The 12924-nt window shown below is 62.4% G+C and carries 14 protein-coding genes; 8 read left to right on the forward strand and 6 right to left on the reverse strand.

All coding sequences use genetic code 11. The features are described from left to right. Positions 1 to 17: 17 nt before the first annotated feature. Complete coding sequence (locus tag CD932_RS25205) at positions 18 to 311, reverse strand: DnaJ domain-containing protein (protein ID WP_094445626.1); 294 nt, start codon at positions 309 to 311, stop codon at positions 18 to 20. Between the two features lie 161 nt (positions 312 to 472). Here CD932_RS25205 and CD932_RS25210 point away from each other — a divergent pair, with 161 nt between their 5' ends. The 3 genes from CD932_RS25210 to CD932_RS25220 all read left to right on the forward strand — a co-directional run bounded on the left by CD932_RS25210 (position 473) and on the right by CD932_RS25220 (position 5165). Continuing rightward, the gene (locus CD932_RS25210) at positions 473 to 2251 is read left to right on the forward strand and encodes a glutamine--tRNA ligase/YqeY domain fusion protein (RefSeq protein ID WP_094445627.1); all 1779 of its coding nucleotides are present in this window, start codon (positions 473 to 475) and stop codon (positions 2249 to 2251) included. Positions 2252 to 2465: 214 nt separating this feature from the next. Continuing rightward, positions 2466 to 4304 carry a CHASE domain-containing protein gene (locus CD932_RS25215; RefSeq protein ID WP_094445865.1) on the forward strand — a complete coding sequence of 613 codons (1839 nt, stop codon included), beginning with the start codon at positions 2466 to 2468 and terminating at the stop codon, positions 4302 to 4304. A gap of 174 nt (positions 4305 to 4478) precedes the next feature. After that, positions 4479 to 5165, forward strand: a complete 687-nt coding sequence (locus CD932_RS25220; RefSeq protein WP_094445628.1) for a hypothetical protein — start codon at positions 4479 to 4481, stop codon at positions 5163 to 5165. 95 nt (positions 5166 to 5260) lie between these two features. Here CD932_RS25220 and CD932_RS25225 read toward each other — a convergent pair whose 3' ends face one another. The 4 genes from CD932_RS25225 to CD932_RS25240 all read right to left on the reverse strand — a co-directional run bounded on the left by CD932_RS25225 (position 5261) and on the right by CD932_RS25240 (position 7399). Continuing rightward, positions 5261 to 5500, reverse strand: coding sequence for a hypothetical protein (locus CD932_RS25225; RefSeq protein ID WP_029496207.1), 240 nt, complete (start codon positions 5498 to 5500; stop codon positions 5261 to 5263). A gap of 239 nt (positions 5501 to 5739) precedes the next feature. Then, complete coding sequence (locus CD932_RS25230) at positions 5740 to 5997, reverse strand: hypothetical protein (RefSeq protein ID WP_141213371.1); 258 nt, start codon at positions 5995 to 5997, stop codon at positions 5740 to 5742. 146 nt (positions 5998 to 6143) lie between these two features. Continuing rightward, on the reverse strand, positions 6144 to 6404 hold the full coding sequence (locus CD932_RS25235) for a hypothetical protein (protein ID WP_176461134.1): 261 nt from the start codon (positions 6402 to 6404) through the stop codon (positions 6144 to 6146). 83 nt (positions 6405 to 6487) lie between these two features. Beyond that, a complete protein-coding gene (locus CD932_RS25240) occupies positions 6488 to 7399 on the reverse strand; it encodes a sugar nucleotide-binding protein (protein WP_094445630.1) in 912 nt (303 codons plus the stop codon). A gap of 21 nt (positions 7400 to 7420) precedes the next feature. Here CD932_RS25240 and CD932_RS25245 point away from each other — a divergent pair, with 21 nt between their 5' ends. The 5 genes from CD932_RS25245 (at position 7421) to CD932_RS25265 (ending at position 12204) form a co-directional block, all read left to right on the forward strand. After that, the gene (locus tag CD932_RS25245) at positions 7421 to 8446 is read left to right on the forward strand and encodes a CDP-6-deoxy-delta-3,4-glucoseen reductase (protein WP_094445631.1); all 1026 of its coding nucleotides are present in this window, start codon (positions 7421 to 7423) and stop codon (positions 8444 to 8446) included. A gap of 67 nt (positions 8447 to 8513) precedes the next feature. Then, complete coding sequence (locus tag CD932_RS25250; RefSeq protein WP_094445632.1) at positions 8514 to 9785, forward strand: MFS transporter; 1272 nt, start codon at positions 8514 to 8516, stop codon at positions 9783 to 9785. Between the two features lie 40 nt (positions 9786 to 9825). Further along, on the forward strand, positions 9826 to 10491 hold the full coding sequence (locus CD932_RS25255) for a DUF1345 domain-containing protein (RefSeq protein WP_094445633.1): 666 nt from the start codon (positions 9826 to 9828) through the stop codon (positions 10489 to 10491). A 178-nt stretch (positions 10492 to 10669) separates the two neighbouring features. After that, positions 10670 to 11047, forward strand: a complete 378-nt coding sequence (locus CD932_RS25260) for an HPF/RaiA family ribosome-associated protein (protein WP_094445634.1) — start codon at positions 10670 to 10672, stop codon at positions 11045 to 11047. 191 nt (positions 11048 to 11238) lie between these two features. Next, positions 11239 to 12204: a GGDEF domain-containing protein gene (locus CD932_RS25265; RefSeq protein ID WP_094445867.1), complete on the forward strand. Its 966-nt coding sequence runs from the start codon at positions 11239 to 11241 to the stop codon at positions 12202 to 12204. 9 nt (positions 12205 to 12213) lie between these two features. On the opposite strand, the gene CD932_RS25270 is transcribed toward CD932_RS25265, so the two are convergent. Then, a complete protein-coding gene (locus tag CD932_RS25270; protein WP_254926760.1) occupies positions 12214 to 12828 on the reverse strand; it encodes a DUF5610 domain-containing protein in 615 nt (204 codons plus the stop codon). Positions 12829 to 12924: the final 96 nt, after the last annotated feature.

Genomic DNA, 12924 nt, shown 5'->3' on the forward strand with positions numbered 1-12924 from the left:
GCCGCAGCCGCGCGCGCTCAGTCCGCGGGAAGTACCGTGCCGTGCAGGCGAAACACGCCGCTCCACAGGGCATAGGCTTCCGCTTCGGGATCGATGATGATGCGGTGGTTGACGCTCTGGTCGTACTCCGCGCGCTTGGCCGGGTCGGCCAGGATCTCATACGCCTTGGTCACGCTCTTGAAGCGCGCCTCGGCGCCGGGAGCCTGGTTGCGGTCGGGGTGAAAGCGCATCGCCAGCGAACGGTAGACCTTCTTGATCTCGTCGTCGCTGGCATTGGGGGCGACACCGAGGACGTTGTATAAATTTTCCATGGCAGGCTCCGAAGGCACGTTTTTTGCAAATTAAAGTGGGATTATCCTATAGAACGGCGCGCACGTCGCTGGCACGCCGCTTTCCGGCCGAAAATTGCGCCCGATAAAGCGGCGTCGGTACGGTAAAATGCTCTTTACTGTCACTCTTCCAGCATTGATCAATGAGCAACGATAAATCGAATACCGCCGCGCCGGCGCTGGCGCCCAATTTTTTGCGTAACATCATCGAAGCCGACCTGTCCTCGGGCGCCCACGCGCGTCCCGGCCTGCCGCAGGTGATCACGCGTTTCCCGCCGGAGCCGAACGGCTATCTGCACGTGGGCCACGCCAAGTCGATCTGCGTCAACTTTGGCCTGGCGCGCGATTACGCCGGCCAGTGCAACCTGCGCTTCGACGACACCAACCCGGCCAAGGAAGAGCAGGAATACGTCGACACCATCATGGACAGCGTGAAATGGCTGGGCTTTGACTGGGAACCGAAAAATGGCGACGGCCACAGCCATCTGCATTACGCCAGCGACTATTTCGACCAGCTGTACGCGATGGCCGAATACCTGATCACGGCCGGCTTTGCCTATGTCGACAGCCAGAGCGCCGAAGACATGGCTGCCAACCGCGGCAACTTTGGCCAGGCCGGCAAGAATTCGCCGTTCCGCGACCGTCCGCGCGAGGAATCGCTGGCGCTGTTCCGCGCCATGAAGGCGGGCCAGTTCAAGGATGGCGAACACATTCTGCGCGCAAAAGTCAGCGCAGACGCGATGAGTTCGCCCAACATGAACTTGCGCGATCCGGCCATCTACCGCATCCGCCATGCCCACCACCACCGTACAGGCGACGCCTGGTGCATCTATCCGATGTACGACTACACGCATCCGATCTCGGACGCGCTGGAAAACATCACCCATTCGATCTGCACCCTGGAATTCCAGGATCACCGCCCGTTCTACGACTGGCTGCTGGCGACCCTGTCCGACGGCGGCTTCTTCGCCTCGCCGGTGCCGCGCCAGTATGAGTTCTCGCGCCTGAACCTGACGTATATTGTCACCAGCAAGCGCAAGCTGCGCCAGCTGGTGGAAGAAAAAATCGTCGACGGCTGGGACGACCCGCGCATGCCGACCCTGGTGGGCATGCGCCGCCGCGGCTATACCCCGGAAGCGATCCAGCTGATGTGCGAACGCACGGGCGTGACCAAGTCCGACGGCTGGATCGACTACAGCGTGCTCGAAGGCTGTTTGCGCGAAGACCTCGATCCGAAGGCGCCGCGCACGGTGGCCGTGCTGCGTCCTTTGAAACTGATCATCGACAATTTCCCCGAAGGCCAAAGCGTGGAATGCACGGCGCCCGTGCACCCGCACTTCCCCGAACGCGGCCTGCGCACTTTCCCGATCTCGCGCGAGCTATGGATCGAGGAGGACGACTTCATGGAAGTGCCGAACAAGGGCTACTTCCGCCTGTATCCGCCGCTCGACGGCAAGCCCGGCAGCCGCGTGCGCCTGCGCTACGGCTATGTAATCGAGTGCACGGGCTACGACAAGGACGACAACGGCAAAGTGATCGCCGTCCATTGCAATTATTTTGAGGACAGCAAATCGGGCACCGAAGGCAGCTCCACCTACAAGGTCAAGGGCAATATGCACTGGGTCAGCGCGCCGACGGCGATCGCCGCCGAAGTACGCCTGTACGACCGCCTGTTTACCGATCCGCAACCGGACGCGGGCGGCAAGGACTTCAAGCTGGCCTTGAATCCGCTGGCCAAGGAAGTGGTGCAGGCGTGGCTGGAACCGGGCGCGGAACTGGCGCAGCCGGAAGAACGCTTCCAGTTCGAACGCCATGGCTACTTTGCGGCCGACCGGGTCGACAGCCAGCCGGGCAAGCCGGTGTTCAACCGCATCGTGACGCTGAAGGACGCCTGGCAAGCGACGAAGCAAGCTGTTAAATAAGCTGTTGCTTGTACAACGAAAAAAAACCGCTGCGGCGGTTTTTTTTCGTTTCAGGCACGATTTTCTTGATCAAAATACTACTAGTTGCCTACACCATCAGTTTTTTATATATCATTGCACGGTTGAGCAATTTACAATGTTCGTGGCGCTGGCGCAGGCGCTCCGCAGGCCGCGCCGCCACCCGATACCACCTTCGACTTCGATGCGGATTGCGATGCCTGCTGCTGCCAATGGCGAGACCCTGCGTACCACTGACAAAAAACCGCTCTGGCTGCTCAGTTGCGTGCTGTCGCTGTGCGTCGGCCTGCTGTTCCATATGGCGGCGTCGATATCGATCGACAACGATGCGCGCGCGCTGTTCGACAGCCTGGCGCAGGCCACCAGGCAAAATATCAATGTGCGCGTCAAGTCGTACACCGATTTGCTGCGCAGCGCGGCCAGCCTGTTCCTTGCCAGCGACCAGATCAGCCGCGAGCAATTCCGCGCGTATGTGAGTCACCTGGACTTGCGCAACAACTTTCCCGGCGTGATGAATCTCAATTATTGCAAGGCGCTCGACGAGGCCCAGCACCGCGCGTTCGAGGCGGCCATGCAGCGCGACTATCCGGCCGGGCACGATGGTTACCCGGCGTTTGCCATCGACCCGCCGGGGCCGCGCGAGCACTATTGCGTGCTGCTGTATATCGAACCGATCGCCAGCGCGCCGGAAAAATATGGCCATGACATCGCCGTGCGCCCCGCCGTCGCCGCAGCGCTGGCGCAGTCGCGCGACTCGGGCGAGATCAGCAATTCCGGCCTGCGGGTGCCGATGCCGGGCCGCCCGCAGCTGACCGGCATGGCCATGCGCCTGCCCGTCTACCGCAATGGCATGCCGGTCGGCACGGTGGCCGAACGCCGCGCCGCCTACCAGGGCTCGGTGGGGCTCGGCTACGACCTGGGACTGATGGTGCACGGTCTGCTGGCAGAGATGCCTGTACGCAACGTTCGCCTGACCCTGTTCGATATCGGACCGCAGGCCACCTCGGCACAGGCCCTGGCGCACGATACCCATCCCGTGTTCGACAGCGTGCCGGCCGCCCCATCCGTACCCTGGTGGCAGCCGGGCGGCTCGCACGACTACCTGAGCAGCACCATGCTGATCGACTACAACGGGCGGGTGTGGCAAGCACTGTTCAGTGTGCGCAAGAGCGAGCTGTACACACAGTTCGAAACCTCTCTGCCGTGGCTGGCCCTGCTGGTGGGCTTTACCGGCAGCATGCTGCTCTACACCGTGTTGCACACGCTGGCCTCGTCGCGCCTGCGCGCCATCCGCATGGCTACCGGGATGACCGAGGAATTACGCGCCAGCCAGTTGCGCCTGCAGCAATCGCACCAGAAACTGCGCCGCCTGGCGGCCCACGCCGACCATATCAAGGAGGAAGAGCGCAAGCGCATCGCGCGTGAAATTCATGATGACCTTGGGCAAAACCTGCTGGTGCTGCGCATCGACGCCGACATGCTGGCCTCGCGCACGCAGCAACGCCATCCGCGCCTGCATGCGCGCGCCCGCGCCACCTTGCGCCAGATCGACGCCACCATCAAGAGCGTGCGCCAGATCATCAACGACTTGCGCCCCACCGTGCTGGACCTGGGCGTGAACGCCGCCGTGGAATGGCAGGCGGCGCAGTTCCGCTTGCGCACGGGGATTGTCTGCGAGATCAGCGAAAGCCATGGCGACATCAGCCTGAGCGACCAGTGCGCCACCGCCCTGTTCCGCATCCTGCAAGAATCATTGAGCAATATTTCACAGCACGCCAAGGCCAGCCGGGTACAGATCAAGCTGGAAAAATACCGCGACAGCATCTCGATGACCGTCAGCGACAATGGCGTGGGCGCCGGCGCCGACAGGCGTAACAAGCAGGGCTCGTTTGGCCTGGTCGGTATCGAGGAGCGCATCAAGCTGCTGGGCGGCACCTTCCTGATCGACAGCAGTCCCGGCGCGGGCATGACCGTGCAAGTAACCGTGCCGCTGGCGGCCGGCACGCAAGACCTTCCGCCAGGCGCCGCCAGGTAACTATCAAGATGCCAGTGACCAGCCCGACCCGGGCGGCGCCACTGGCTTGCGCCAAGCTCGATTCGATGCAATATTAATGCTTTCTCAACTGACTTTTCCAGGAGCCGCCGCGACCAGCCAGCCCCACGCCACCCCCTTGCGCAGTATTTCCAATGACACTATTAAAGGATATTCATGGATATGAACGATGATTTCAAGGTAATTGCCGATCTGAATCTGGACGCAATCAAAGTCAAACTGATGCACCTGGAATCCGGCGAAGGCTGGAGCCTGGAAAAGGCCAATGCGGTGGAGTTCGAATACCGCCGCTTCCTGATCCTGATGAAGCAGTTTCCCGACGAGGAAACGGCGCCATTGATGGATGTGGACACCTTCTGGCACTACCATATCCTCGACACCCTGAAATACGCAGCCGATTGCGAACAGGTGTTCGGCTACTTTCTGCATCACTTCCCGTATATCGGCTTGCGCGGCGAAGACGACGAAGCGGCCCACGCGCGCGTGGGCGAGCGCATGAAGCAGTTGTATGAGCAGACCTTCGGCGAAGACTATGTGCGCGCCGAAACCGCCTTTTCGGGACGGGCGGTGCAAGCGGCGTTTTCCGGGCGTGCGGTGCAGGCGGCGTTTTCGGGACGGGCGGTGCAAGCAGCGTTTTCCGGACGGGCGGTGCAAGCGGCCTTTTCCGGGCGCGCGGTGCAGGCAGCGTTTTCGGGACGGGCAACTGGTGCCGTCACGGCGTTTTCCGGCGCGGCAACCCCGCTCAGCGCGGCGCTGATCGCCACGTCGGACGCAGCGTTTGCCGCTGGCGACGTCAAGCGTTTCTATGTCGATAGGCCGGTGTTGCGCCAGGACATAGCCTAAAGGCGGATGGCGGATTCACCATCGCGGCTGCCGCACGCGGCAAGCCTGTCTGAAACCCAGACGGCAGCTCTCAGTTTGCCGTCTGTCCGGCGTTATCAGGCCGCCATCAGTTCGCGCAGTTCGCGAATGCTGAAGTCGCTGATTTCGTGCATGCGGATCAGGATGGTGGCGCCGATCGGCAGGGTGTTGTGACGAATCTTGCTGATCACGGGCGGCGCCACTTCCAGCGCACGCGACAGGGCCGCGTCGTTTTTCAGCTGCAGCTTGTCGATGATGGCATCGAGCACGCGGTTAGGGTTGTAGGTAGGCAGGGAGGTAATTTGTTTGAGAGACATGGTGAGAAATCCGTACTTGTTGTATTAATGCAAAAAAAGACTGGTCGTCGCTTTTGCGCTAATTCAGGGTCAACACACTAAAAAGCGCCATTGCTTGTGCGGCTTTTAGCCGACAGGCAATATAATACACTTATTTGTTGATTTTTGCTTAACTCAAAGCAAAAATGTGACAATTGAAGAGAATTTGCGCGTTTGGAATGTGTTAGAGGATAACTCAAAACCGTTTGCTTTGCTGGAAGTCATCCATTTTTGGCAAATTGAAGGCTGTCATCGAGATAGCAGGCCAGCAGCAGCAAGGCGCCCAGCCAGGCCAGGTCGACGGACAAGCGCCAGCCCTGCAGCGCGATGCTGGCCGGACTGGAAGGCGTGAGGTGGCCGTGGCGTCCTGCCAGCTGGCGCCGGATTTCTTCGGGCGCCGGCGGCGGCTGGCGTGCATGCAGGCGCCGCCGCATGTAGGCGCGCACCTGCTCCTTGCTTGGCTGGTTCACTCCGGGCATGGCATGCTGCCGCCAGCCTGGCGGCACTCGGGGAGAAAGGAAAGTGATCGTCGCATGACGGCCACCATAGCGCCGGCAAGGCGCAGCGCGTTTGCGCCAGCTCAATCGAGCATCGGCATGGACCGGGCGCCGGGGGCCGGCTTGGCTTACTTGTTCTTCTGGCGCACGCGCTGCTGTTGTTTTTCCTGCGTTTGCTGGCGGTTCTGCTTGCGCTCGTACAAGGTGACGGCGTCTTTCCTGGCCTGCTCCACCGTGCGCATGGCTTCGTGGTCGTCGTGCGGCACGAAAAATTCGGCGTCCTGGGCCGCCATGACCAGTTTGATGGCGGCCTCATCGTCGAGGTCATACAGTTCCGTCAGGACAGTGGTGACTTCGTCCAGGAATGCTTCGTAGGTCAGGGTGCTCATGGTGATCCTTAGGTAGTCAGGCGCGCGGCAGACAGGCCAGGCAAGCTGGCGGCCTGTGAAAAATGCGAAAACAACCGGGCATTTTAACTGATGCCGGCCTTGCCGTCAGTGAGCATTTGCAAGGCGTCCGCCACGCGCACGTAGCGCAGGCGCACGCCGAGCTCGCGCTTCATGCGGCCATTGTCCAGGCGCCGCGATTCGGACATGAACGACAGCAGCATCGGCGTGACCCGCTGCCTGAGCTCTTCACGCGGCAGGCGCGGCGGGCGCGCCAGGCCGAAGGCGTCGGCCACCGCATCGAAATACGCCGCCATCTTCATGTCACTGTCATCGCTGGCGTGGTAGACGCGCCCGCCCGCCCGCATGCGCCACAGCGCGCGTTCGACGATGCGCGCCAGGTCGTCGGCATGGATGTGATTGGTATACACATCATCGCCTTCGTTCAGCGCCGGCGTACCTTCGTGCAAGCGTTTGAGCGGCAGGCGGTCGGCCGCATAGATGCCGGGCACGCGCAAAATCGCCAGCCGCGCGGCGCGGCGCGCGCCCCAGGCGCGCAGCACCGTTTCGGCGTCCAGGCGGCGCCGGGCGCGCGCATTCGACGGCGCCGGCGTGCGCGTTTCGTCGATCAGGGCGCCGCCGCAATCGCCGTAGACGCCGCTGGTGCTCACATATACCAGACGCGCACGCTCAGGTAAAATGGCGGCCAGATTGCGCGTGCGCCGGTCCAGCAGGCCGCTAGCCTGCGGCGGCGCCAGGTGCACGACCCAGGGCGCCATGCCGGCCAGCCGGCGCAGGCTGGCGCGGTCGTCGAGGTCAGCCACGATGGGCACGGCGCCGGCGGCGCGCAGAGCGGCGCAACGGCCGGGCTGGCTGGTGACGGCAAACACGCGAAAACGCGCCGCTAGCTGCGGCAACAAACGCATGCCGACATCGCCACAGCCCAGTATCAGCAGGCGCGGCAAGCCCAGCGGTTTGCGCAAAGAAAGCTTCAACATATTTTTCACCTCAAGGATTGTATGACTTTTCAAGTTACTGTTCAGCCCAGCGGCCACCAATTCAACTGCGAAGCGGACGAAACGGTGCTGGCGGCGGCGATCCGCGCCGGCGTGGGCTTGCCTTACGGCTGCAAAAATGGCGCCTGCGGTTCCTGCAAGGGCAAGGTCGTGTCCGGCAGCGTACAGCACAAGGCGCACCAGCAGCGCGCCCTGACGCCCGAAGAAGAAGCTACCGGCATGTCGCTGTTCTGTTGCGCCACAACGCAAGGCGACCTGGTCATCGAGGCGCGCGAAGTAGCCGGCAGCAGCGATTACCCGATCAGGAAAATGCCGTCGCGCGTGACCACCCTGGAAAAAGTCGCGCCCGACGTGATGGTTCTGACCCTGCAGTTGCCGGCCGCCGAACACCTGCAGTACCGCGCCGGACAGTATATCGAATTCATGCTGCGCGACGGCAAGCGGCGTTCCTACAGCATGGCCAACGCGCCACAGGACGGCGGACCAGTCACCCTGCATATACGCCACCTGCCCGGCGGCCTGTTCACCGACCAGGTATTTACTACCATGAAGGAGCGCGACATCCTGCGCTTCGAAGGCCCCTTGGGCACCTTCTTCCTGCGCGACGACTCCGACAAGCCGGTGGTGCTGCTGGCCTCCGGCACCGGCTTTGCGCCGCTGAAAGCCATCGTCGAGCACATGATCCACGCGCGGTCGACACGCCCCATCACCCTGTACTGGGGCGCGCGCCGCCCGCACGATCTGTACATGGATGGTCTGTGCCGCCAGTGGGCGGCCGACTTGCCACAGTTCACCTATGTACCTGTGGTATCGGATGCGCTGCCGGAAGACGCCTGGCAGGGCCGCAGCGGTTTCGTGCACCAGGCGGTGATCGCCGACCTGCCCGACCTGTCCGGCTACCAGGTCTATGCCTGCGGCGCGCCGGTGATGGTCGACTCGGCCAAGCGGGATTTCGTGCAGCAATGCAGTTTGCCCGACGAAGAGTTCTACGCCGACGCCTTTAACACCGAGGCTGACCTGGCCAAATAACGCCATCCGGAGTACAGGGCGGCACGGCCGCCCCGGCCCGCCCCTGCCCTACCACTGGAAAGTCTGCATGTCCACAGCAATCTCCGGCAACGGCTTCAGTGTCCTGCGCCACCGCAATTTCGCCTTCTATCTGTCCGCCCGCGTGCTGGGCACCCTGGCCGTCCAGATGCAAAGCGTGGCCATCGGCTGGCAGGTCTACCAGATGACGGGCAGCCTGTTCGACCTGGGCCTGATCGGCCTGGCGCAATTCGCGCCCTTCCTGGTGCTGATTTTGCCGGCCGGCCATATCGCCGACCGCTACAACCGCCGCAACATCATCGCCTGGTGCCTGACGGCGCAACTGGCCTGCGCGCTGGCCCTGCTGGCGTTTACCATTGCGGGGCTGGCCATGGTCTGGCCCGTGTTCGCGGTGCTGGTGCTGTTCGGCAGCGGGCGCGCCTTCATGATGCCGGCCACGCAGGCGGTGCTGGTCAACATGGTGCCAAAGGAAAGCTTCAGCCGGGCCCTCGCGCTCAGTTCGTCCAGTTCGCATATCGCCATCATCCTCGGCCCCACACTCGGCGGCCTGCTGTATATCTTCGGCCCCAAGGTGGTGTATCTGATCGCCTCGGCGCTGCTGGTGCTGTCGGTGCTGCTGATGCGCGCCACCACGCCGGCGCCGCAAGTCGTCAGGCGCGAGCCGGTCAGCTGGTCGACCCTGCTCGAGGGCCTGCGTTTCGTCTGGTCGCGCCCCATCATGCTGGGCGCCATCTCGCTCGACCTGTTCGCCGTGCTGTTCGGCGGCGCGACCGCCCTCTTGCCGGCGCTGGCGCACGATGTGCTGCAGATCGGCCCGACCGGCCTGGGGCTGCTGCGCACGGCGCCCGGCATGGGCGCGGCCGTCTGCTCGGTCGCACTGGCGTTTTATCCGATCACGCGCCGGGTTGGCGCCTGGATGTTCGGCGGCGTGGCCGTGTTCGGCCTGGGCACCATCGTGCTCGGCTCGACCACCACATTCCTGGTGGCGCTGGTGGCGCTGTTCCTGATGGGCGCCGGCGACATGGTCAGCGTGTATATCCGCCACCTGCTGGTGCAATATGAAACCCCGGACGAAATCCGCGGCAGGGTCAGCGCCGTCAATTCCGTATTTATCGGCGCCTCGAACGAGCTGGGCGAATTTGAATCGGGGGTCACGGCCGGCTGGTTCGGCCTGGTGCGCGCAGTGCTGTTCGGCGGCGCCGCCACCCTGGCCGTGACCGGCATCTGGGCAGTGTTGTTCCCGGTGCTGTCGCGCATGGACCGCTTCCCCCACCACGAAAAGGAAGAGGCCGCCAAAACAGCCGCCGGCAAGGCCGCATAAGGACTACCATGTGCGCTCTTCCACTACGCCGGCTTGCATCATGAAACTATCCCTGCCCTTCCACGGCTTTGTGCGCAGCCGTCCCCACCTGAGCCTGGCCATCGTGATCGGCGTGGCGGCCGGCGTGCTGCTGCCGTCAAGCTGGGCGCCGATGACCCGAGTGCTGACGGCATGGAATGTTGCCGTCTGGCTGTATCTGGTGACGATGGGCGCGATGATGGTGCAGGCCAACCATCACAAGGTCAGACAGATGGCCAGGCGCCAGGACGAGCGGGCGTCGATGGTGCTGTGCGCGCTGTCGGTGGCGTCCGTGATGAGTTTGCTGGCCATTTTCTCGCAGCTGTCCTCGATCAAGAGCATGGGCGAGGAACAGCGCGCGCTGCACTATGGCCTGACCATCCTGACCCTGGTCGGCTCGTGGTTCCTGGTCGGCACCCTGTTCTGCTTTCACTACGCCCACCTGTATTACCGCGCCGAGGCCGATCGACGGCCTTTGAGATTTCCCGACGACGAGCAGGAACCCGACTACTGGGACTTCCTGTATTTCGCCTTTACGCTGGCGGTGGCGGTGCAGACCTCGGACGTGACGGTGCAGACGCGCATGATGCGCCAGATCGTGCTGGGCCAGTCGATACTGAGCTTTTTCTTCAACCTGGTGGTGCTGGGCCTGTCGATCAATATCGCGGCCGGCCTGATCAACAACTGAATCACTTGACCTGGCTGAACCGTTAAGCCCCACTTAATTGTACGGCGCCCTTGAAATCGCGCAAACAGGAGTAAGATAAGTCTCATGCAACGGTCAATGACAGGCAAGCGCCGCGCCAGTGACCGGGCACAGCATGACGCCCGTGTTGGGTTTTTTTCGAATTGACAGGAGATAGCATATGCAAATCAATATTCAAACCGACAGCACCATCGCCAACAACGCTGGACTGAACGAACATGTGCAATCCGTACTGGAAGCAGCGCTGAGCCGTTTCCGCGATAACATCACCCGCATCGAAGTCCACCTGAGCGACTCCAATGGCCCCAAAAGCGGCGCGGACGATATCCGCTGCGTGATGGAAGCGCGCGTGGCCGGCTACCAGCCGATCGCCGTGACCGAGCAGAACGCCTCGGTACACCAGTCGGTCAGCGGCGCCACCGACAAACTGAAACGCGCCATCGACAGCGCACTGGGCCGCCTGCAGGACAGCAAACGCCACGCCACCGGCAAGCATGCCGTGAATGAAACGGCGGATGTCGAAGAAGCCGCCGAATAATCATCCACTTTTTTCTGAAGAGACCTGGGCAGCCGATCAAGGCTGCCTTTGTTTTTTTGCAACACATTTCTAAGGAAACTGCTCGGCATTGGCTTCCAATCCAGCCATAGTCGTTACTCCCAGGAACGCTTTAAGCTATCATGAGGCGCATCGCCCGCCGCTCGCGTGGCGTCGTCCCTGGAAAGAATATCGTGGAAAACATCGGCAATTTTGGCGCTTCAGGCTGCAACATCGGCGATTTGCAGCTGTTCTCCCATGCCGCAGACGACACCACGGCGGCCATGCTGGCGCCTTGCCCGGTGCTGCGGCTTGACGCGGGCGAAGCGCTGAGCGACACCAGCGGCGCCTGCCTGTATATCGTGCTGCGCGGCTCGCTGGCCGTGGCGGCCGACACGCATACGGGCATGGACGACGGCACCGTCAGCAAGGTCTTGCCCGGCGAAAGCGTGGGCGAGCAATCGGTGCTCGATGAAGCGAGCAATCTGGCCGCCATTTCCGCGCTGGAAGAAAGCGATGTGCTGGTGATCGACGCGGTGCTGGTGTGGGAACTGATCGAACAGTCGAACGGCCTGGCGCGCAACCTGTTGCGGCTGATGTCGTTTCGCATCCGCGCCGCCAACGCCTTGCTGCGCCGACGCCAGAAACTCGGCGAGTTCTACCGCCAACTGTCGATGGTCGACAGCCTGACAGGCCTGTATAACCGCGCCTGGCTCAACGATTTGCTGCCGAACATGATTGCCACCGCACACGAGAGCGATGCGCCGCTGTCGCTGGTGATGATAGACCTCGACCATTTCAAGCGTTTCAACGACCAGCACGGCCACCAGGCCGGCGACCAGGCGCTGCGCATCGCCGCCCAGGTATTGGGCGCGGCCCTGCGGCCGACCGATTTTGCCGTGCGCTATGGCGGCGAAGAAATGATGGTGATTTTGCCCGACACGCATCAGCAACTGGCTTTGCTGGTGGCCGAACGCCTGTGCGAACGCCTGCGGCAAGCCGTGATTTTCGAGGACCTGCGCTGTCCCCTGCCCCATATCACCGGCTCGTTCGGCGTGGCCTGCCTGGCGCAGCGCCAGGATGACCAGGGCCTGATCGCCACAGCCGATGCGGCGCTGTACCGCGCCAAGGATGCCGGCCGCAACCGGGTGGCCGTTTAAGCTGCAGGTTCAGGCTGCCGTGTCCGCCTTCTTGCTGCTGTGGGCGGCGACGAAATCGGCGTAGCCTTTCTGCACCAGTTCATGGGTCTTGTCGATATTGCCGGCGATATCGCCCTGCAGCACATTCAAGCCTTTGAGGATGTCGCGCGCTTCCGAAAACCCTTTTTCCATGCCACCGGTAATGGTGCCCATGAACTTTTCCAGGGCGGCATCGTTGTCCATGCCGGGATTTTGTTTCTTGAACGCATCAAAAAAGCCGGTCGACAACGACACGATGCGCTGCGCCGTCGCTTCCGCGCTATTGTCCTGCGCTGCCGCGTTCTGCACGGCGTCGTCGCCGAAATCGGCTTTCAGCGCCTCGTTGATGCTGGTGATGGCCGATTTGTAGACCAGCGCCAGCGGATCGTTCTGCGAGCTGATCGAGACATTCATCGAGGCCTGCAAAATGGCGGCATTGAGTTGCAGTTTCGAACGGTCGTTGACGCTCATCTGGGCGTTGCCACCCTCGGCCTGCCTGACTTTGTCCTCTTTTCCGGCAACGGTGCCGGTGGTGGAACTGGCCGCATTACTGACGGAACTCAGGGAACTGCCGGAATTGCCGCTTGCAGCGATGGGAATTGACACGATAGGTCTCCTTGAATGGGGAATCTATGACACCATGCGAAAATGCGCCGCACAGCTAAATGCGCCGCACAGCTGGTGCTCTCTTTGATAGTATCG

This window comes from Janthinobacterium sp. PC23-8 (assembly GCF_002250505.1).
Classification (GTDB): Bacteria; Pseudomonadota; Gammaproteobacteria; order Burkholderiales; family Burkholderiaceae_D; genus Janthinobacterium.

What these genes read in the sequence shown, in the direction of transcription:
- CD932_RS25205 (WP_094445626.1), bottom strand. Translation starts at nt 311, where the DNA reads ATGGAAAATTTATACAACGTCCTCGGTGTCGCCCCCAATGCCAGCGAC.
- CD932_RS25210 (WP_094445627.1), top strand. Translation starts at nt 473, where the DNA reads ATGAGCAACGATAAATCGAATACCGCCGCGCCGGCGCTGGCGCCCAAT.
- CD932_RS25215 (WP_094445865.1), top strand. Translation starts at nt 2,466, where the DNA reads ATGCCTGCTGCTGCCAATGGCGAGACCCTGCGTACCACTGACAAAAAA.
- CD932_RS25220 (WP_094445628.1), top strand. Translation starts at nt 4,479, where the DNA reads ATGGATATGAACGATGATTTCAAGGTAATTGCCGATCTGAATCTGGAC.
- CD932_RS25225 (WP_029496207.1), bottom strand. Translation starts at nt 5,500, where the DNA reads ATGTCTCTCAAACAAATTACCTCCCTGCCTACCTACAACCCTAACCGC.
- CD932_RS25230 (WP_141213371.1), bottom strand. Translation starts at nt 5,997, where the DNA reads ATGCCCGGAGTGAACCAGCCAAGCAAGGAGCAGGTGCGCGCCTACATG.
- CD932_RS25235 (WP_176461134.1), bottom strand. Translation starts at nt 6,404, where the DNA reads ATGAGCACCCTGACCTACGAAGCATTCCTGGACGAAGTCACCACTGTC.
- CD932_RS25240 (WP_094445630.1), bottom strand. Translation starts at nt 7,399, where the DNA reads ATGTTGAAGCTTTCTTTGCGCAAACCGCTGGGCTTGCCGCGCCTGCTG.
- CD932_RS25245 (WP_094445631.1), top strand. Translation starts at nt 7,421, where the DNA reads ATGACTTTTCAAGTTACTGTTCAGCCCAGCGGCCACCAATTCAACTGC.
- CD932_RS25250 (WP_094445632.1), top strand. Translation starts at nt 8,514, where the DNA reads ATGTCCACAGCAATCTCCGGCAACGGCTTCAGTGTCCTGCGCCACCGC.
- CD932_RS25255 (WP_094445633.1), top strand. Translation starts at nt 9,826, where the DNA reads ATGAAACTATCCCTGCCCTTCCACGGCTTTGTGCGCAGCCGTCCCCAC.
- CD932_RS25260 (WP_094445634.1), top strand. Translation starts at nt 10,670, where the DNA reads ATGCAAATCAATATTCAAACCGACAGCACCATCGCCAACAACGCTGGA.